Here is an 18740-nt window from a genome sequence, read left to right on the forward strand (position 1 = left end):
GCAATTGGATTAGGCTTTTGGGGTAAAACCGTCAATGATTACGTCTTCACCTTCAAACAGGTATTTGATCATCTCTTGTTCTAGAAATGCGCGATCATTTTCATCCATCATGTTTAATTTTTTTTCATTCAACAGCATGGTTTGTTTTTGCTGCCATTCTGACCATGCTTCTTGGCAAATATGATCAAAAATACGCTTGCCTACTTCACCTGGGTAAATTTGAAAACGTAAACCTTCCGCTTCTTTTTGTAAGCGTGTGCAGAAAACCATTCTAGCCATGTTATGCCTCTCTCAATGCTTGAGATGTTAATAATTTTTTAGTTGCAGCTGCTAATCCCACAGTTGCCGGTTGCTCTATGTTATACCAAAGAGTCCCTTGAGGTTCCATTATTTGCGTACTTGTTGTCGCATTTATTTTTACTAACAATGGGCTGATATCAAGATGGAAGTGACTGAAAGTGTGTCTAAATCCAGGCAACTCTTGGCTAGTAAACTCACTAATACCAAATTGTGCTAGCTGTTCTTCCAGTGATAAATTGTCATCGCGTTCAGGGAAACACCATAATCCCCCCCAAATACCTGCTGGTGGGCGCTGCTGTAAACACAGTGTAGAACCTTGTTTTAGTAATAACATTTGCACGGTTCTGACTGGGATTGTTTTTTTAGGTTTAGGGGTTGGAAATGCTGTTGGTGTACCCAGAGCATGTGCTTTACAATCTTCATTCACTGGGCAAATATCACAATCAGGTCGACTACGGGTGCACACTGTCGCGCCCAGATCCATCATCACCTGATTATAATTAGCGGTTTGTTGTTGCGGTGTCAGTTCTTCTGATAGTGCCCACAGTGTATTTTCAACAGCCTTCTTGCCATACCAGCCTTCAATGGCACCCCAACGTGTTAAAACGCGTTTTACGTTGCCGTCTAATATAGGGTGTGGTTGATCTAATGATAATGACAAAATTGCGCCCGCGGTTGAGCGACCAACACCGGGTAATGCTATTACTTGTTCAAATTCGGTTGGGAACTGGCCTTGATATTCATCGCGGATCAATTGTGCCGCTTTATGTAAATTACGGCCTCGAGCGTAATAACCGAGCCCTGTCCATAAATGTAATACCTCATCGATGTGTGCATTAGCCAAATCGGTAACTGTGGGAAACTTTTCCATAAAAGTGGTGAAATAAGGGATCACAGTGCTGACTTGGGTTTGTTGTAACATCACTTCACTTAACCAAGTCGGGTAAGGTTCGTGGTATTGTTGCCAAGGCAGATCTTTACGACCAAAGTCTTTAAACCAAGCAAGTGCCCGTGGAGCAAATGTGTCTTTATTATTCTCTAATGGCGATTTCATCGGGTATTTTTAGCAAATGTGGGGAGTTTAGGGTGAAATTATGCCACACAAAACTTGCCAAATTCAGCTATCTTTGGATAATGCCCGAATTAATAGATAAATTTATAATGTTTATGGCGATGAAACTGTCATAACGGCGACTGGATAAAAAATGACTGAACATAAAAGAATAGCAGAACCTGAATTAACAGAAGACGGTAAACGTATCCGTAAAGTGAGAAGTTTTGTTTTACGTGAAGGACGTTTAACTAAAGGCCAGGAAGCCGCTATGAAAGATTTTTGGCCGACTATGGGTCTAGATCATGACATGGGCATGCTCGATTTCAATGAGGTTTTCGGTAACGACAACCCAGTAACACTAGAAATCGGTTTTGGTATGGGCGCATCTTTAGTTGAGATGGCAGCTAATTCACCAGAGAAAAACTTTATTGGTATCGAAGTTCATTCTCCAGGTGTCGGTGCATGTTTGATGGCTGCCGGTGAACGTGGAGTAACGAATCTACGTGTATTCTGCCATGATGCTGTTGAAGTTCTAGCGGATTGTATCCCTGACAATGGTCTAGGTGGCATGCAGCTATTCTTCCCTGATCCTTGGCATAAGAAGCGCCATCACAAACGTCGAATTGTACAAGCAGAATTTGCAGAAAGTATTCGCCAAAAACTTAGCTTAGGTGGTATCTTCCATATGGCGACGGACTGGGAAAACTATGCCGAGCATATGATTGAAATAATGGCTGCTGCACCCGGTTATGAAAATACCGCAACAGAAGGGCATTTTGTGCCACGTCCAGATTGGCGTCCATTAACTAAATTCGAACAACGTGGTCACCGTTTAGGGCACGGCGTTTGGGATATTATTTATAAACGTACTAAGTAATTCGAGGTAATAATGGCTAAAAATCGTAATCGTCGTCTACGTAAGAAACTACGTGTAGATGAATTCCAAGAGCTAGGTTTTGATCTTTCTTGGGATTTCCCAGAGGGTACAACTGAAGAGCAGGTTGACGCTATCTTAGATGGTTTCATTGCTGAAGTTATCGATCCAAACAAACTGGCGTTTGCTGCAGACGGAAATTTACAATGGGATGGTATGATTTGTACTGAGACCCACGGTAAATGTACTGAAGAGCAACGTGAAGAAGTGAAAACTTGGTTAGAAGCAAAAGGTGTTAAAAACCTAATTGTTAGCCCATTATTTGATTTGTGGTACGGTGAAGAAGGCGAATAAGCCCATTTACTAGCTACTAAAACCGACTGTTTTTCAGATATATCTCCTTAAACGGTCGGTTATTTGTTGTCTTATTTCTACGCACAGACAATTTCCCTTTTCTTTCATTTTGTTCCCGCTTATCTACAGCACATCGAACACTGCATTTTAAATAGGTTATCTATGCTCTCTAACGCATCTTTAGAAGAACTGCTCGACGAAATACGCCCGTTAATTGGCGAAGGCCATGTTGCCGATTATATACCTGCATTGGCCAATGTGAATCCCAATCAATTGGGAATTGCTGTGTGTATGGCTAACGGTGATGTATTTACAGCGGGTGATGCAGATATACGTTTTTCAATTCAAAGTATTTCGAAAGTATTTGCATTGACTGCGGCATTAACGCGTTTTTCTGAAGATGAGTTATGGACAAGGGTTGGGCGTGAACCTTCTGGGCAAGCATATAATTCACTTATTCAATTAGAGTTTGAAAAAGGAAAACCGCGTAATCCGTTTATTAATGCTGGCGCATTGGTGGTGGCTGATATGTTGCAAAGTCGCCTTTCTGCACCGAAACAACGGATGTTGGAATTACTCCGGAAACTGGCCAACTCGACTGATATCTATATTGATTATGACGTAGCAGATTCTGAATTTGAACACATGGCACGTAATGCCGCTATTGCTTATTTGATGAAATCACACGGCAACTTTAGTAATCATGTCGAAACGGTATTACAGAGCTATTTTAGCTATTGTGCGATTAATATGAATTGCGTGGAATTGGCCACGGCATTCTCATTTTTAGCGAAAAAAGGTATACCTTGTCATCGCAACAAGAGTTTGGTTAGTGAGCGTTGTACTCGTCGCTTAAATGCGTTACTGGCGACATGTGGTTTATATGATGAATCTGGTGACTTTGCTTTCCGTGTCGGAATGCCTGCAAAAAGTGGGGTTGGCGGTGGTATTGCTGCTGTTATCCCTGGGAAATTATCGGTTTGTGTGTGGTCGCCAGAACTGAATGAATCGGGTAATTCATTAGCGGGTACAGCATTGTTAGAATTGTTTAGTGAGCGTTTTGGTCATTCTATTTTCTAACGATCACGGTTACTCGTGGGTGGCTGTTATTCATTGAATTCAGTGATTGAAAAAAAGTAGTTAAATCTAAGTGATTAAAAATAGTAAAAGGGGGCGCAATAATTAATTATTGCACCCCTTTTTATTTTCTAGGTACTACATGTGATTTCTACTGCTGCGAGGATTACCGCAAAGGCTAATAGCCAATTAAATAAACAGATCGAATAAGCTGTTTAGATAACGATGGCCAAGTTTGGTCACTTGCCAATGGGTTTCGGTTTCAGTCAGTAAACCTTTCTTCACCGCGGCATTAATCTGCTCACTAATCGTGGATAGTGGTAATCCAGTAAAGTCACAAAAGTCCTGCTTGGGTGTTGCTTCGATTAAGCGAAAGCGATTCATGAAGAACTCAAAGGGCAGTTCGTCTTGAGCTACAACATGTTCATTGTCTAAAAAGGCTTTGTCAGCGTCCATATAACCGCGTGGATGCTTTACTTTACTGCGGCGGACTATCTGACCTGTTTCTGGTTCCGTAAGCTTACCGTGAGCACCACAGCCAATGCCGATATAATCACCAAAACGCCAATAGTTTAAATTGTGCTGGCACTGCTTTCCAGCTTTCGCATAGCCTGATATTTCATATTGCTCATAACCGGCTTCACTTAGCAACGCATGACCTTGTTCAAAAATATCCCAGAGGATATCTTCGTCGGGCAAGGTTGGTGGTTTAGAGTAAAACTGGGTGTTTTGCTCAATGGTTAATTGATACCAAGACAGATGATAAGGCGCTAATTCGACCGCTTTATTTAAGTCATATAAGGCATCATTCAGATCTTGATGTGGTAGGCCATGCATCAGGTCCAAATTGAATGAGTTTAGCGCTGATTCGGTAGCAATGTTGGCAGCGCGGATCGCTTCATCTGGATCGTGAATCCGACCCAATAGATTGAGTTTTTCGGCTTGCAAACTTTGCACACCTATTGAAATTCGATTTATCCCCGCGGCTACATAACCGTGAAAACGATCAGCTTCAACCGTACCTGGATTCGCTTCCATGGTGATTTCAATATTTTCGCTAAACGGGATCATAGCTTCAATACCGTTAAGTATTTTGGCAATCCCTTCTGAACTGATTAAGCTCGGTGTACCGCCGCCAATAAAAATCGAATGCAAAGAACGCTGGAATACGCGGGGTAACTCACAGCGCAGATCCGCTAGCAAGTCTTGAATATATTCGTCTTCCGGGATCTTTCCCTTCTGGGTATGTGAGTTGAAATCACAATACGGACACTTTTGAACACACCAAGGAATATGCACATATAAACTCAACGGCGGTAGTCGCATTGGCAGTGTTGTTACTGTATTGGTTGTAGTCGTCATCATGGTATCGGTCATTATTTTACTGCTAATCGGGTTTGCTGTTCATGCATTGCCGCTAACAACTTGGTTAACGCTTGGCCACGATGGCTCAGTTCACTTTTACGTTGTTTAGTCAGTTCTGCGGATGTGCAGCCTTCCGATTCAACAAAGAAAATAGGATCGTAACCAAAACCATCTTCACCACTTGGTTGTTCAGTAATAACGCCATCCCAGCTGCCGTGACAGACTAACGGCGTCGGATCTTCAGCATGGGTCATGTAGACCAATACACAATGGAATCGTGCAGTACGTTGCGCCGTTGGAACACCTTTAAGAGCATCTAATAGTTTAAGCAAGTTATCGCGGTCACTGGCATCCACACCGGCATAACGTGCAGAGTAAATCCCCGGTACGCCTTGCAGCGCATCAACAGCTAAACCTGAATCATCAGCGATAGCAGGTAGGCCAGTTAATGCAGCTGCGTGTTTCGCTTTGATGATGGCATTTTCAATAAAGGTAGTGCCGGTCTCATCAGCGTCGACAATATTGAAATTGCTTTGTGGCAGCACTTCCAGACCAAATTCAGCAAGCAGTGCTGACATTTCACGAACTTTACCTGGATTACCAGTAGCGAGAACAACTTTAGACATGGTGCGCCTTATTATTTGTTAAAAGAGAATGATTTATTAAAAGAGATTTAAAATGGGCATATTACATTGGAGTCAGGTTATACAGGATCACCGAACACTGATAAAGCCTAATCTACATAAAATTTTTGCTGGAATTTTAGTTCTTGTGTTTGGTTTCCGCTGGTTAATGTCACTTTGATACGGTAAGTCTCTTCGTTACGATGTGGAACTTCCGCAATGTAGTAAATCGCGTCTTGTTCACGTATTTCACGGACCTCTAATTCGCGGATATTACCGAGTAAATTACGTGCCGTCACTGTCATTGTCACCGCTTGCGCTTTTAGGGTATCGCTATCAAGCACTGAAATATTGATAATACCTAAGTAGTTACTACGGTCTATATCATAATCCAATGCGATGTCAGAGGTTAAAAATGTGCTTGGGAAAGCAATGTAATGCACATCCCAATTGCCAAGTTTTTGCATTTGTTCTGCACTGGCTGTTGCTGAGACGAGTAAGGTTATAGAGAGTAATAAAGATTTAAATAATGCTGGCATGTTGGCTCCGAAATTAAATTTGAGCAAATAGGATATGTGTGGGGTATAAATAGTATAGCTAACTGAATGGATAAAATATCAATGCAAGGCTTTCCCCTGCATTGATATTAATTTTATTAGAAGGGTAGACCAGTCAGATCACCAATTAAAATTTGTAAAAACTGTAGGCCTAAAATCGCCACTAGCATTGATAAGTCAAGACCACCAATGGCTGGAATAAAACGACGGATTGGCGTTAAAATTGGCTCACTTAGCTGTGATAGCACGTTTTCTACAGGACTGTTGCCTTGGCTAACCCAGCTTAAAATTGCACGCAAGATCAATACGTAGAATACTAAGCTAAAGCATTGCTTAACAAGCTTGATGGCAGCTAAGATTAGTACATCTTGGATAGGTGCGACAGCACCCGTTTGTAGACCGAATAAGGTGTAAATCATCGCACAGGCTACTGCATAAGCAAATATCACTGAAGCAAGATCTAAGCCTCCTAAGCTTGGGATCACACGACGTAATGGTCCGACAACAGGTTGCGTGGCTTTAACAATAAATTGGCTCATTGGATTGTAAAAATCAGCACGGGCCATTTGTAACCATACACGTAGTAGTATGATAAGAATGTATGTTTCAAATAAGATACTGACCAAAAAGTTAGCCGCGTTCATAAATTACCCTTCAAGTTAATTGGTTGTGAGTTGGTTAATCGTTAAAATAGTTTTTGCATTTCTTCAGCGCGAGAAACCGCTGCTTGCATTGCTTTATTGACAGTACTGCGTAGGTTTTGTTCTTCAAAAGTACGAAGTGCTTCAGCTGTCGTACCACCTTTAGAGGTGACATTTTGGCGTAATGTGGCTAAATCAATGTGTGGATTTTGGATGACTAATTCGGCTGAACCAGCTGCTGCTTGCTGTACTAATTCTCTTGCTTGTTGCTGGGTGAATCCCATGCCGATAATACTTTCTTGCATTGCTTCCATAAACAGGAAAAAATAAGCGGGTGAACTGCCCGTTGCTGCAATAATAGTATTTAAATCTGCTTCATCATCTACCCAGCAGGTTTTACCTACAGCCATCATGATCTGGTCTATGGTTTTGATATCGTTATCAGATACTTCTGGTGATGGGAACAACCCCGTCATGCCTTTTTGTACTAAGGCTGGTGTATTTGGCATCGACCGTACAATCGGTTGATTGTCAGCTAATAAACTTTGTAAACGCTCGACCGTTACGCCAGCTGCCACAGAGACAAATAATTTACCTCGGTAATTGGCACTTTGTTCTGCAAGGTGAGAGCAAACATCCGCCATCAATTGCGGTTTTACCGCCAGAATAATGATATCTGCCGCGGCCACTGCAGCGTGATTATCTTGCGTGGTATTAATCGAAAATTTTTCTGCTAATAGATCTAATCGAGTGCGTGTCGGACTTGCTGCATAAATTAACTCTGCAGGATAACCATCTGTGATCATACCGCCGATAAGGCTGCTTGCCATATTCCCTGCACCAATAAAGGCGATTTTTTTATTCATGATCATTACAGTTTAATTCCTTATACTTGCTCGTTACAGTTTAATTCCATAAAACGGCGTGATCAGCTGCGTGCGCCAAAAATGGCTGTGCCAACACGTACCATGTTACTACCTTGCGCAATCGCAAGTTCCATATCGTTGGTCATACCCATTGATAAAGTGTCTATTTGGTTATATTGGTGCTGAAGTGATAAATACAACGATTCAAGCTGGTTAAATTGTGATTTAAGCTTATCGAGATCATCGGTTTTTTCTGGAATCGCCATGATCCCGCGTAATACCAAGTTTGGTAAATTAGCTACTTGTTCAGCTAACTGTCGTGCTTGTTGCAAATCAGCACCAGACTTGCTGTCTTCGGCACTGATATTAATTTGAATACAAACGTTTAATTTTTCCATCTCTGCTGGACGTTGATCATTGAGTCGTTGCGCCACTTTTAAACGGTCGATACTTTGAACCCAATCAAAATGCTCGGCAATTGGACGCGTCTTATTCGATTGAATTGGACCAATAAAATGCCATTCGATATCGTCATAATTACTGTCTTGCTGTAGATGAGTAATTTTTTCTATGGCCTCTTGCAGGTAGTTTTCACCAAATTTACGTTGTCCGAGTGCGTAAACTGCCATCACTTGTTCGACGGGTTTGGTTTTACTTACTGCAAGCAGGTTAATTTCACACCTTTTTTTGCAAGATGTGCTTGCCGCATTTTCAATTTGAGTTAGAACCTGTTGTAATCGTGTTGATATACTATTCATAATGTTACTTGCAATGAGGTTAAAAAGAATATGGATGTTACAGAGTTACTTACATTTAGTGTAAAGCATAACGCATCAGATCTACACCTTTCTTCGGGTGTTCCTCCGATGATCCGTGTGGACGGTGATGTACGTAAAATCAATTTACCTGCTTTTGACGCAAAACAAGTGCATGCGCTAATTTATGACATTATGGATGATAAACAGCGTAAAGACTATGAAGAACATTTGGAAGTAGATTTTTCTTTTGAAATTAATAACGTTGCTCGTTTTCGTGTGAATGCATTTAATCAACATCGCGGTCCTGCAGCCACGTTTCGTACTATTCCAAGTGAAATTAAAAGCATGGCAGAATTAAGTGTGCCTGACATTTTCCATGATTTGGTGAAACTGCCACGAGGTTTAGTATTGGTGACTGGGCCGACGGGATCTGGTAAGTCGACGACACTGGCTGCGATGGTTGATCATATTAATGAGCATCAGCATAAACATATTCTGACAATCGAAGATCCGATTGAATTTGTACATCAAAATAAGAAAAGCTTAATTAATCAGCGTGAAGTATTCCGGGATACCAAGAGCTTTAATGCCGCATTACGGTCTGCATTACGTGAAGATCCCGATATTATTTTGGTCGGTGAAATGCGTGATTTAGAAACCATCCGTTTGGCATTAACTGCCGCTGAAACGGGGCATTTGGTCTTTGGTACTTTGCATACTACCTCGGCAGCAAAAACCATTGACCGTATTGTTGATGTATTCCCAGGGCAAGAGAAGGATATGGTTCGTTCGATGCTGTCGGAATCATTACGTGCGGTAATTTCCCAGACATTATTAAAACGTACCGGTGGCGGTCGAGTTGCGGCACATGAAATCATGCTTGGTACACCAGCTATTCGTAATTTGATCCGTGAGGATAAAGTTGCGCAGATGTATTCCGTGATCCAAACGGGTATGATGCATGGCATGCAAACATTAGATCAGTCGTTACGTGAATTGGTTAATATGGGTATTGTCACGAGCGAAGAAGCGCGCATTCGAGCTGTTGATCAACAAAGTTTTTAAGGATTAATAACATGGGGATGCTACCACAACTCTTTAGTGCGATGAAAAAGCTTACTGGTTCTGACATGTATATTTCGGCGGGTATTGCACCGACAGTGAAAGTACATGGCTCATTACGTGCGCTCTCGGAACATAAATTAACGGCTGAGCAATCATTAGCATTGGTGAAAGAAGCCATGTCTGAGGATGAATATGCTTCTTTTTGCCGTACCAAAGAATCTAATTTCGGTATTTTCATGCCGGATATTGGTCGTTTCCGTGTCAGCGCATTTTGGCAATTAGAAAAAGCGGGTATGGTGATCCGTCGTATTGAAACCGATATACCAGCAATGGATGAGCTACACTTGCCACCAATATTAAAACACACAGCGCTAGAGAAGCGTGGTTTAGTGTTGGTTGTTGGGGCGACGGGTTCTGGTAAATCAACCACGCAAGCAGCCATGGTGGGTTATCGTAACCAAAACTCATCAGGTCATATCTTAACGATTGAAGATCCGATTGAGTTTGTCCATGAACATGGCAGTTGTATTGTGACTCAGCGTGAAGTCGGGATTGATACCGAATCTTTTGAAGATGCGCTGAAGAGCTCATTACGTCAAGCGCCGGATGTGATCTTGATTGGTGAAATCCGCTCGCAAGAAACGATGGAGTTTGCCTTGGCGTTTGCGGAAACGGGGCATTTATGTATGGCAACGCTGCATGCAACTAATGCCAATCAGGCTATCGATCGTATTTTACACTTGGTACCAAAAGAAAAGCATGCTCAGTTGTTATATGATTTATCACTCAATTTAAAAGCCATTGTGGCGCAGCAATTAATCCCAGTACAAGGTGGTTCAAGCCGACGTGGTGCATTTGAAATTTTATTGAATACGCCTTTGGTCAGTGAATTGATCCGCAAAAATGAACTGCATAAAATTAAAGAAGTGATGACAAAATCGGGCGAGCTGGGAATGCAAACCTTCGACCAAGCGTTATTAGCACTTTATAATACCAATATGATTAGTTATACCGAGGCTTTACATCACGCTGACTCGCCAAATGATTTACGCTTAATGATTAAGTTAAATCAAGGCCAAGCAGGCAGTGATAGTATGCTTGATGGGGTGACGATCGAAGCTTTGTAATGACGGGCTATAAAATTCATCGCAATATAATAAACATCAGTTTAAGAAAAGTAAGGAAGAGTTATGTTAATAGTGGTATCACCGGCTAAAACACTCGATTTTGAGACGCCGTCTATAACTGAGCAGTATAGCCAAGCTGACTTAACTGTACATTCGGCAGAATTGATTGATGTTTGTCGTCAATTGACGCCAATGGATTTGTCTTCATTAATGAAAATTAGTGATAAGTTGGCTGGACTAAATGTTGCTCGCTTTACCGAATGGTCTGCAGAGTTTACCCCCGACAATGCTAAACAAGCTGTATTTGCCTTTAAAGGTGATGTTTATACGGGTTTAGACGCAGAAACTTTTAGTGATGTTGATATGGCGTTTGCGCAGCAACATTTCCGTATTTTATCTGGTCTGTATGGTTTGTTACGACCGCTTGATTTGATTAAAGCATACCGTTTAGAAATGGGTACTAAGCTTGCTAATGGACGTGGTATTAACTTGTATCAGTTCTGGGGCGATATCATCACAGACAAAGTCAATGAAACGCTCGCTGCACAAGGCGATAAAGTGTTAATTAACTTAGCGTCAAATGAGTACTTTAAAGCGGTGCAAAAGAAGCGCTTAAAAGGACAGGTGATTACACCAGTATTTAAAGACTGCAAAGCGGGTAAATTCAAGATTATTAGTTTTTATGCTAAAAAAGCACGTGGCTTAATGGCGCGGTACATCATTGAGAATCAATTAACTGATGTGTCACAGCTAACGGCGTTTGATACTGATGGTTATTACTATTGTGATGCTGAATCAACGGATATTGAATTGGTGTTTAAGCGTGATGAAATCTTTAAATAACGAGATAGTATTATATAACCATATTTATTTTCGGTCATGATTATGAATTAGGGTTAATAAAAAAGGATATTCATATGAATATCCTTTTTTGTATCTGGCGATTAGCGGTGTAGTTCGTGCATCAGATTGAGTACCGCGTCAGGCAACTTACCGAATTAGTCCCAGCCGTTATTTTTCTTTCGACGGAAGCGGATTGATGGGATGATTAACCCAGCAATTAAGCCTGCAGCAAGAATTAATGCACCTAAAATGATGAAACGATGTTGCGCATCTTCTTCTTTGGTATCTAGGCGTGCTGATAATTGTTCATTCTCTTCACGTAAACGTACCGCTTCTGCCGTTAACGCGGTATTTTCAGCGGTTAATGACGCAATCTTGTTCGTTTGTGTTGCAATATCAGCTTCTTTACTGACGAGCTCATCACGGTTCGCATTTGTTAACTCTGCCATTGCAGCTGAGTTATTATTGCTTATTTTTGCCAACGCGTCTTTGGTTTTTTCCAGTTCAGCTTGTAGCTTTGGTGTACGTACTTTTAAACTTACCTGGCGAGAAAGTGATTTACCGTCAATCCAAGCTGTTTTGTTTTTGCTGGTGGTGATCTGTGCAAAATTAGCATTTGCATTGGTTTGCAAGTAGGTTACAGCTTCACCGGCTTTTATCGTACCAATAATACGATACTGAGTGCCCGGACCTGAATGCATAAATATAGACACGTCATCACTAATATAACGTGTTTCTTTTGCCACACTCGATAAGCTAACGAGTGTTAACAATGATGCTAAAATGAGTTGTTTAATCTTCACAAGTTGTCCCGTAGACGAAATATTCTGATAGGCATAATAAATATAAAATCGAATTTCGACAAGCCTCAGATGATGTTTTCCCACCATAAAATAGAAATTTAGTGGATTTAAAAAAAAAGCCATCAAAAATTGATGGCTTTTCATAATTCTATAATCAATTACAGGACAAAAATGGCCTCTAAAATCTTGTAGAAGATAATGGAAAGTATTGCACCTGCAGGTAGTGTGACGACCCAAGATACCACGATCGTTCTGACGACGTTGAGATTCAGAGCCGCAATACCACGTGCCATACCTACACCTAAAACAGCGCCTACGAGCGTTTGTGTTGTAGAAATAGGTAAACCTGAACCTGAGGCAATAACTACCGTTGTCGCTGTTGCTAGCTGTGCTGCAAAGCCACGGCTTGGGGTTAGTTCTGTAATGCCGGTACCGATAGTAGACATTACCTTATGACCCATAGTCGCTAGACCAACCACTATACCAAGACCACCGAGTGGTAAAATCCACCACGCTAGCGCTGCTTTTTCGGCAATTTCGCCACCGTGTTGCACTATTGATACAACCGCTGCTAATGGACCAATCGCATTGGCTACATCGTTAGAGCCGTGGGCAAATGCCATTGCACAAGCAGTAATGATCATTAAGATACCAAACACTTTTTCTACATTTGAGAAATGCATGTCTTTGTCATTGCTTGGGCTGTAATTTTGTTTGCTGATGTAAATGGCGCCAGCAATAGCAACCAGTAGACTGACTACTGCCGAAGCAACTAAAGCTTCAGTTGTAGTTAAATGTAAGCCTACATGTTTTAGACCTTTTTTAATTGTAACCATTGCAATAACAAATGTTGTTAAAGCCATGTAGAAAGGCACGTAACGTTTAGCATTAGCAAGCGGATCTTTGGTATCAAATATGAGTTTTTGAATACTCATAAAAGTGACGTAAGCGATGAGTCCTGAGAGTATTGGTGTGACAACCCAGCTGCCTACGATACCACCTGCCTTACCCCACTGTACGGCTTCAGGCCCCACGCTGACTAGTGCAAAACCAACAATAGCACCCACGATTGAGTGAGTTGTTGATACCGGCCAGCCAAAAATTGATGCGATCATTAACCAGGTGCCTGCTGCGAGTAGTGCAGCGATCATACCAAATGCTAATGCATCAGGGCGGCCTTGCTCTTTAAATACTGCAAGGTCAACAATACCTTTACGAACGGTATCGGTTACTTCACCACCGGCTAAATAAGCCCCGGCAAATTCAAAAATGATAGCGATAAAGATCGCTTGTTTTACGGTTAGTGATTTGGTACCTACAGAGGTCCCCATCGCATTTGCTACGTCATTGGCACCAATGCCCCATGCCATATAAAGGCCAAAGACAGCCGCCATAAACAGTAGATAAGGACCGTATGCTTGAATGATTTCCATTATTTATATACCTATTAGTGATCTTAATTACGCGCTAGCATTAGTTCGAGACGTGCGCCAACAGTTTCAGCTTGGTCCGCTAATCCGCCAACCCATTCTAAGATTTTGTAAAGGAACATAACATCAATTGGATTGTAGTCACTTTCAATTTTACGCAGTTTTTGACGAAGTACGATTTGCATTGAATCAGTATCATCTTCGATACAATCGAGTTCGTTGATCATATTTTCAACGAGATCAACTTCACGACCTTTAAAGCCTGTTTCTAGTAACTCATCGAGTTCATTAATGGCTTTTTTAGCCTGCGCGGTTGCATCAATGCAACGTTTTAGGTACAGCGTGAAATCATCAGCGATTTCTACTGGCAGTTGTAGATTCCGACCGATGACACGACCAGCAATATCTTTCGCACGATTGGCGATCTTATCTTGCTGAGTCAGTAGGTCTAACATATCGGTACGATCGACAGGCATAAAGATACCGCGTGGTAGCTTTAAGCGGATTTCACGTTTTAATACATCAGCATCTCGTTCACATTGTGAGATCTGTTGGCGGATAGTTTCCGCTTTATTCCAATCTTGTTGCGTAGTTGCAGCAAAAAATGGCACAAGTAATTCACAAGTCTCATGCACTTTCGTGATGTGTTCTTGTAACGGGGTAATCGGAGACTTAGCAAAAAGTCCTAAAATTGTATTTACTGGCATAGCCATAATCCATGTATGTGACAATAAGTTGACACTTTTGAAGATGTCGGGAATGTTAAACCACTCTCACGAGTTTGCAATATAAAAATTGCCTTATTAGTGATTGAATGAGACCAAAATCAATATATTTTTGTTTTTATAGGAAATCTTATTCGCAAATTAAAGATTTAACCTTAGACAGGTTTTAAAATAATTGGTAAATTTTATACTTTAAAGTGTTAGATATTCTGTTGTATCTGACATTATTTTTATCGTTTATGAGTCTAGCGAGGCCGGATGAGTACGGAAGTTGAAATAAAATTTGTTGCTAAACCACAGGTTAAATCCCAATTAGTCGTGTTATTAGCGGACTATGTGATAATCGAGCAGGCTGTTAAGCCTTTATCTAATACTTATTTTGATACAACGACATCCCAATTTCGTCAGTTTGATTTTGGTTTGCGCACACGTAAAAGTTTAAATTTTGCTGAGCAAACCATTAAGACCGCAGGTATTGTCCGTGGTGGATTACATCAGCGTCCAGAATATAATTTACCATTACAAGGCGATTTTCCGACTTTAGGTGATTTTCCGACTGAAATTTGGCCCGAAAATACCGACGTTGCCCAGTTACAAGTGGATCTAGTGGATTTATTCACCACTGATTTTGAACGTACTATGTGGCATGTCAAGCTGCCGAATGAAGCGGAAATCGAAGTGGTTTTCGATCAGGGCATGGCGCGCAGTGGCGAACAAAGCTATCCGATTTGTGAAATTGAATTGGAATTAGTATGCGGCGATATTGCTGATCTATTTACGTTAGCGCAGCAGATCACACAACTGGGTAATGTACGTTTGGGTAATGTGAGTAAAGCTAAACGAGGTTATCAACTTGCAGGTTTATATACACCTAAAATTAAACCGTTAGCGCTAAAAATGCCAGTATTAGAAACTGAAAACTTAGGGGATATATTTTTAACGACATTGACTCAAAGTTATGCACATTGGCAACATCATGAGCAACAGTATTTAGAAACCCAAAATATTAATGCCTTGGTTGAAGTTGTGTCTGCGGTAGCGTTGATCCAACAAACGCTACTCAGTTATGTAAATATACTGCCTGAAATCGCGCTAAAGCAAACAGAATTGGTTTGGTTGCAGCAGCAGTTATCGGCGGTAGGTAGTGCGTCACAGTTAAAGCAAGCGATGACCAATAATAGACAGTTTATTCGTAAGTTCCCTGAATATAAACGTATTACCAAGGAATTACAGGCATTACAACAGAGTTATATTGATTTTACGGACATTGAAACGCTATTTAATACATCAAGATACGCCAGCATTATGTTATCCGTTAGCCAGTTACTGAACCAAGGTTTAAGCAGTGTAAAGCTTGATAGTGCTAATGTTCTTGCGTTTGCTAATACGCATTTAGAAGCCAGTTGGCAGAGCGTACTGGACTCGTCATTGTCTGCGCCACAACTCGATGCCGATGCGTACTTACAATTACATGCTAAATTGAAGCAAAATTTATTAATCGGGCATTGTTTTAGCCACCATTATTCAACAGAGAAGCGTGATAAATTCCGCTTACCTTGGCAGGATATATTACAGGGTATTGATGATTTAGCGGTATTGCAGGTACTCATGGGGGTTGCAAAACAACAGCCGGAAGCAATTGCTAAACAAATCGAAAAGGTGTTAGTGCGTAAACAATGTTCGTTATTGGATGCATTAGAGCAAACTCGCCATCAAGCATTAACGATGCGGCCGTATTGGTTGGAAGGATAAAAATACACAATCAGTGGCTGCCAATGTCACTGATTGTTATTCATTTGTTCGCTATAAAATCGTGCTATTAATTTGAAAATCTGACAAGATCTTCAATGACTAATTTTTTAATTTCTAACTGTTGCTCTGGTTGTAAACCATATTTTTCAGCCAGCTCGATATAGTCTTGGTTATTTAAAGATACGGTTAAACGAGGCCTTTTTGGTCGTTTATTAATAGTTAAACCGAGAATATCCCGGATCTGTTCTGACGGGCTTAAATTATTATCTAATGCTGCTTTCCGGATCTTGTATTGGATTTTTTCATCCATATCGAATGCGACTTGCACTGCTTTCATCGCTTTTTGTGATGATTGCCATCTTTCCGGTAACTCACGTGATTTAACCATCTTCAATCTGCCTTGTACTGTGTTTATGCTATTGGCCAGTATCCTGTAATACTGTCATTACCAAGCTGTACGGTCAAGTACACGTCAGTGTCGCCGTTATTAAGTACCATTATATCGATTAATTTACTTTCTTTGGCATCATGTAAATGATAAAACTCAAATTGCTGACCTGGGTTTTCATCGGCATATTGTGAAGGTGCTGCTGTTCTGAAGTCTGTTCTATGGTGATAACCAACGGTGGCGATATCTTGCTGGTAATAACGGTCAGCGTGCCAGTCTCCTAACGATACCGGTTGTTCAGTACTTAACTCGGTAAAGCCTTCTTCGAATACGTCACTAAATAATTCTAAATCAAATAATTGTGAGACTTCTTCGCGAGTAAGCTCTAGGCTTAACTGGAAATTGTTCTGGTCGTAGCCAGGTAATGATAACCAAACATAGGTTTGTTGCTCGCCTTGCAGCTTAAAGCGCGGGTAATGTTGGTGCTCAAATTCAAGTGTCTCAATTGCAATCACTTCAAATTTTTGTCGGCGTACTTCAGTCGGTAAAGTAAAGCTGTCACTAAACTCGATGATATCACCAATAATTAACTTACTGACGTGGTTGAGTTCGCGGGTTGGGGTTTCTGTTGCAGATTTTTTAAATAAATTTTTGAAGAAACTCATCATGGCTCCTAAAGTATTAAGCTATTGGCATATTAAGATATAGCAGAATGACAAATAGGAACAGCACGTGTTATCACGGTGACTGCTCCTATTGGGGATTAACTCACTAATTGATTAGTCGTTAAATTTAGCTATTTTGCTTGGCTTTTAAACGTTCTAATACCGAGTTCGCGTTACTTTGCTGTTGGCCAATGCCCGCTTCCGCAAGTTTTGATTTTAATGATTGGTCGCTGCCTTCAGCTTGTAGTTCATCAGCTGCAAGCATACGATCATCAAAGTCTTGTTGTTTTTGCTTAATACGCTCTAACGAATCTTTCGCACTGAGTAGTTTTGAATTACTTGCGCTAAAATTGTCAGTGATAGCTGATGTTGCTTTTTGCACGCTATCAGTGGTTTTCACCATTGTTAATTGACGTTGATGCTCTGCCAATTGACGCTCACTTTTCTTGACTAAATCTTTTAGTTTTGCAGCGCTGCTCGTGAAACTATCTAAATTTTGCTGTTGTTCGATAACTTGTTGCTCTAGCTGGGCAATTTTTTCAGCTACTTCTAATGCTAGGGCTTCGTTACCGGCATTCAATGCTTGTACAGCATAACCTTCATGTTCAGTTAGGTTGGCTTTTACACGCTCCAATTCACGGCCTGATTGCATCTGCTTTGCCATTACATCCGTTAAATTACGTTTAGCATTGGTTAAATGGGTTTGGGCGTCACGAATTTCTTGTTCAAAGATACGCATTGAGTTTGCATCAACAATACCTTCACCTACTTCACGGGCGCCACCACGGATCGCGGTCATAATTTTCTTAAAAATGCTCATAAACTTCTCCTTAGAAGTAGGGGTTAAACTAAATAATCTGATAATTCAGTAATAACTTCGAGACTGTTATCACTTAATACAACTAATTCATGTTCTACATCAGCAATGCTTGATTGCACTGATAATGCGCCATATACCACGTACATGTTATCGATTTTAGCGAATGATGAAAGTGGCATTGGAATGTTAAGTTCTAACATCGCTTCTAGCATTTCGACACGTTTTTCTGTTTTAACTTCGTTCTCGCCCCAGAGATAAGCAATACAAAGAATTTGCTCATCAGTGACAGAAACAAAAATTGGAATTTCTTCACGCCCTTCAACGTCGACACGCAGTACATCAACATCACCGGAAATTGGCGTACAGTCAAATTTATAGCCTGTGTCAGACTTGTCGCCAAGATCATTCAGATAATTTGCAATTTTATGTATGTTCATCTTGTTCCTTTTTGACATATTATGTCTAAGTGAGGTTAACTTTAAGCCTCGAGACATAATATGTCAAGGGCATGGAACTTATTTATTGTGTTTTATATATTATCGTTATCTTATTTTGTCCGATAAATGACCGTAAAGTTCATTGTCTATAATGACTTAGTTACGTTATAGGACTGGATGTATTTATTATCATAAATAATCTAAAAACACACAGTA

General features: G+C 40.8%; 22 protein-coding genes. 7 read left to right on the top strand and 15 right to left on the bottom strand.

Annotation, left to right across the window (positions count from 1 at the left end):
- Positions 1-9: 9 nt before the first annotated feature.
- Both HWV01_RS01690 and mutY read right to left on the bottom strand, forming a co-directional pair.
- Positions 10-279 carry an oxidative damage protection protein gene (locus tag HWV01_RS01690; RefSeq protein WP_067045706.1) on the bottom strand — a complete coding sequence of 90 codons (270 nt, stop codon included), beginning with the start codon at positions 277-279 and terminating at the stop codon, positions 10-12.
- 1 nt (position 280) lies between these two features.
- The gene (gene mutY, locus HWV01_RS01695; protein WP_211673792.1) at positions 281-1354 is read right to left on the bottom strand and encodes an A/G-specific adenine glycosylase; all 1074 of its coding nucleotides are present in this window, start codon (positions 1352-1354) and stop codon (positions 281-283) included.
- Between the two features lie 151 nt (positions 1355-1505).
- Between mutY and trmB the strand changes: the two genes are divergently transcribed.
- The 3 genes from trmB to glsB all read left to right on the top strand — a co-directional run bounded on the left by trmB (position 1506) and on the right by glsB (position 3662).
- Entirely contained in the window at positions 1506-2231 is a 726-nt protein-coding gene (trmB, locus tag HWV01_RS01700; RefSeq protein WP_211673793.1) for a tRNA (guanosine(46)-N7)-methyltransferase TrmB, read from the top strand.
- Between the two features lie 12 nt (positions 2232-2243).
- Positions 2244-2582: a YggL family protein gene (locus HWV01_RS01705; protein WP_211673794.1), complete on the top strand. Its 339-nt coding sequence runs from the start codon at positions 2244-2246 to the stop codon at positions 2580-2582.
- A gap of 162 nt (positions 2583-2744) precedes the next feature.
- Entirely contained in the window at positions 2745-3662 is a 918-nt protein-coding gene (gene glsB, locus HWV01_RS01710; RefSeq protein WP_211673795.1) for a glutaminase B, read from the top strand.
- Positions 3663-3848: 186 nt separating this feature from the next.
- Here the strand turns inward: glsB and hemW are convergent, their stop codons facing one another.
- The 6 genes from hemW to HWV01_RS01740 form a co-directional block, all read right to left on the bottom strand.
- A complete protein-coding gene (gene hemW, locus HWV01_RS01715; RefSeq protein ID WP_211675605.1) occupies positions 3849-4985 on the bottom strand; it encodes a radical SAM family heme chaperone HemW in 1137 nt (378 codons plus the stop codon).
- 50 nt (positions 4986-5035) lie between these two features.
- Positions 5036-5650: an XTP/dITP diphosphatase gene (locus tag HWV01_RS01720; protein ID WP_211673796.1), complete on the bottom strand. Its 615-nt coding sequence runs from the start codon at positions 5648-5650 to the stop codon at positions 5036-5038.
- Between the two features lie 107 nt (positions 5651-5757).
- Positions 5758-6186 carry a DUF4426 domain-containing protein gene (locus HWV01_RS01725; RefSeq protein WP_211673797.1) on the bottom strand — a complete coding sequence of 143 codons (429 nt, stop codon included), beginning with the start codon at positions 6184-6186 and terminating at the stop codon, positions 5758-5760.
- Positions 6187-6302: 116 nt separating this feature from the next.
- Complete coding sequence (locus HWV01_RS01730) at positions 6303-6848, bottom strand: YggT family protein (protein WP_211673798.1); 546 nt, start codon at positions 6846-6848, stop codon at positions 6303-6305.
- A 41-nt stretch (positions 6849-6889) separates the two neighbouring features.
- A complete protein-coding gene (gene proC, locus HWV01_RS01735) occupies positions 6890-7717 on the bottom strand; it encodes a pyrroline-5-carboxylate reductase (RefSeq protein WP_211673799.1) in 828 nt (275 codons plus the stop codon).
- Between the two features lie 56 nt (positions 7718-7773).
- The gene (locus HWV01_RS01740) at positions 7774-8469 is read right to left on the bottom strand and encodes a YggS family pyridoxal phosphate-dependent enzyme (protein WP_211673800.1); all 696 of its coding nucleotides are present in this window, start codon (positions 8467-8469) and stop codon (positions 7774-7776) included.
- A 30-nt stretch (positions 8470-8499) separates the two neighbouring features.
- On the opposite strand from HWV01_RS01740, the gene HWV01_RS01745 reads away from it, so the two are divergent.
- From HWV01_RS01745 to yaaA, 3 genes are all read left to right on the top strand, one after another.
- Entirely contained in the window at positions 8500-9534 is a 1035-nt protein-coding gene (locus HWV01_RS01745) for a type IV pilus twitching motility protein PilT (protein ID WP_067045686.1), read from the top strand.
- An 11-nt stretch (positions 9535-9545) separates the two neighbouring features.
- Positions 9546-10661, top strand: coding sequence for a PilT/PilU family type 4a pilus ATPase (locus tag HWV01_RS01750; protein WP_304610881.1), 1116 nt, complete (start codon positions 9546-9548; stop codon positions 10659-10661).
- 63 nt (positions 10662-10724) lie between these two features.
- A complete protein-coding gene (gene yaaA, locus HWV01_RS01755; protein WP_211673801.1) occupies positions 10725-11504 on the top strand; it encodes a peroxide stress protein YaaA in 780 nt (259 codons plus the stop codon).
- 155 nt (positions 11505-11659) lie between these two features.
- On the opposite strand, the gene HWV01_RS01760 is transcribed toward yaaA, so the two are convergent.
- The 3 genes from HWV01_RS01760 to HWV01_RS01770 all read right to left on the bottom strand — a co-directional run bounded on the left by HWV01_RS01760 (position 11660) and on the right by HWV01_RS01770 (position 14444).
- On the bottom strand, positions 11660-12307 hold the full coding sequence (locus HWV01_RS01760) for a TIGR04211 family SH3 domain-containing protein (RefSeq protein WP_211673802.1): 648 nt from the start codon (positions 12305-12307) through the stop codon (positions 11660-11662).
- A 158-nt stretch (positions 12308-12465) separates the two neighbouring features.
- Positions 12466-13740, bottom strand: a complete 1275-nt coding sequence (locus tag HWV01_RS01765) for an inorganic phosphate transporter (protein WP_211673803.1) — start codon at positions 13738-13740, stop codon at positions 12466-12468.
- Positions 13741-13763: 23 nt separating this feature from the next.
- On the bottom strand, positions 13764-14444 hold the full coding sequence (locus HWV01_RS01770; protein ID WP_211673804.1) for a TIGR00153 family protein: 681 nt from the start codon (positions 14442-14444) through the stop codon (positions 13764-13766).
- Between the two features lie 276 nt (positions 14445-14720).
- Between HWV01_RS01770 and HWV01_RS01775 the strand changes: the two genes are divergently transcribed.
- Entirely contained in the window at positions 14721-16214 is a 1494-nt protein-coding gene (locus tag HWV01_RS01775) for an inorganic triphosphatase (protein ID WP_211673805.1), read from the top strand.
- Positions 16215-16281: 67 nt separating this feature from the next.
- On the opposite strand, the gene HWV01_RS01780 is transcribed toward HWV01_RS01775, so the two are convergent.
- From HWV01_RS01780 to HWV01_RS01795, 4 genes are all read right to left on the bottom strand, one after another.
- On the bottom strand, positions 16282-16602 hold the full coding sequence (locus HWV01_RS01780) for a hypothetical protein (RefSeq protein ID WP_045112025.1): 321 nt from the start codon (positions 16600-16602) through the stop codon (positions 16282-16284).
- Between the two features lie 23 nt (positions 16603-16625).
- A complete protein-coding gene (locus HWV01_RS01785) occupies positions 16626-17270 on the bottom strand; it encodes a hypothetical protein (RefSeq protein ID WP_249185414.1) in 645 nt (214 codons plus the stop codon).
- 124 nt (positions 17271-17394) lie between these two features.
- Positions 17395-18087, bottom strand: a complete 693-nt coding sequence (locus HWV01_RS01790) for a PspA/IM30 family protein (RefSeq protein WP_211673806.1) — start codon at positions 18085-18087, stop codon at positions 17395-17397.
- A gap of 23 nt (positions 18088-18110) precedes the next feature.
- A complete protein-coding gene (locus HWV01_RS01795) occupies positions 18111-18524 on the bottom strand; it encodes a YjfI family protein (protein WP_211673807.1) in 414 nt (137 codons plus the stop codon).
- Positions 18525-18740 lie beyond the last annotated feature (216 nt).

The sequence above is a fragment of the Moritella sp. 5 genome (genome assembly GCF_018219455.1).
Taxonomy (GTDB): Bacteria; Pseudomonadota; Gammaproteobacteria; order Enterobacterales; family Moritellaceae; genus Moritella.

Excerpts from the sequence above, each read along its gene's own strand:
- HWV01_RS01775 (WP_211673805.1), top strand. The coding sequence starts at position 14,721 with ATGAGTACGGAAGTTGAAATAAAATTTGTTGCTAAACCACAGGTTAAA.
- HWV01_RS01705 (WP_211673794.1), top strand. The coding sequence starts at position 2,244 with ATGGCTAAAAATCGTAATCGTCGTCTACGTAAGAAACTACGTGTAGAT.
- yaaA (WP_211673801.1), top strand. The coding sequence starts at position 10,725 with ATGTTAATAGTGGTATCACCGGCTAAAACACTCGATTTTGAGACGCCG.
- HWV01_RS01790 (WP_211673806.1), bottom strand. The coding sequence starts at position 18,087 with ATGAGCATTTTTAAGAAAATTATGACCGCGATCCGTGGTGGCGCCCGT.
- HWV01_RS01730 (WP_211673798.1), bottom strand. The coding sequence starts at position 6,848 with ATGAACGCGGCTAACTTTTTGGTCAGTATCTTATTTGAAACATACATT.
- hemW (WP_211675605.1), bottom strand. The coding sequence starts at position 4,985 with ATGCGACTACCGCCGTTGAGTTTATATGTGCATATTCCTTGGTGTGTT.
- proC (WP_211673799.1), bottom strand. The coding sequence starts at position 7,717 with ATGATCATGAATAAAAAAATCGCCTTTATTGGTGCAGGGAATATGGCA.
- glsB (WP_211673795.1), top strand. The coding sequence starts at position 2,745 with ATGCTCTCTAACGCATCTTTAGAAGAACTGCTCGACGAAATACGCCCG.
- HWV01_RS01795 (WP_211673807.1), bottom strand. The coding sequence starts at position 18,524 with ATGAACATACATAAAATTGCAAATTATCTGAATGATCTTGGCGACAAG.
- HWV01_RS01765 (WP_211673803.1), bottom strand. The coding sequence starts at position 13,740 with ATGGAAATCATTCAAGCATACGGTCCTTATCTACTGTTTATGGCGGCT.
- HWV01_RS01780 (WP_045112025.1), bottom strand. The coding sequence starts at position 16,602 with ATGGTTAAATCACGTGAGTTACCGGAAAGATGGCAATCATCACAAAAA.
- HWV01_RS01690 (WP_067045706.1), bottom strand. The coding sequence starts at position 279 with ATGGCTAGAATGGTTTTCTGCACACGCTTACAAAAAGAAGCGGAAGGT.
- HWV01_RS01740 (WP_211673800.1), bottom strand. The coding sequence starts at position 8,469 with ATGAATAGTATATCAACACGATTACAACAGGTTCTAACTCAAATTGAA.
- HWV01_RS01770 (WP_211673804.1), bottom strand. The coding sequence starts at position 14,444 with ATGCCAGTAAATACAATTTTAGGACTTTTTGCTAAGTCTCCGATTACC.
- HWV01_RS01725 (WP_211673797.1), bottom strand. The coding sequence starts at position 6,186 with ATGCCAGCATTATTTAAATCTTTATTACTCTCTATAACCTTACTCGTC.
- HWV01_RS01750 (WP_304610881.1), top strand. The coding sequence starts at position 9,546 with ATGGGGATGCTACCACAACTCTTTAGTGCGATGAAAAAGCTTACTGGT.
- HWV01_RS01785 (WP_249185414.1), bottom strand. The coding sequence starts at position 17,270 with ATGATGAGTTTCTTCAAAAATTTATTTAAAAAATCTGCAACAGAAACC.
- mutY (WP_211673792.1), bottom strand. The coding sequence starts at position 1,354 with ATGAAATCGCCATTAGAGAATAATAAAGACACATTTGCTCCACGGGCA.
- HWV01_RS01720 (WP_211673796.1), bottom strand. The coding sequence starts at position 5,650 with ATGTCTAAAGTTGTTCTCGCTACTGGTAATCCAGGTAAAGTTCGTGAA.
- trmB (WP_211673793.1), top strand. The coding sequence starts at position 1,506 with ATGACTGAACATAAAAGAATAGCAGAACCTGAATTAACAGAAGACGGT.
- HWV01_RS01745 (WP_067045686.1), top strand. The coding sequence starts at position 8,500 with ATGGATGTTACAGAGTTACTTACATTTAGTGTAAAGCATAACGCATCA.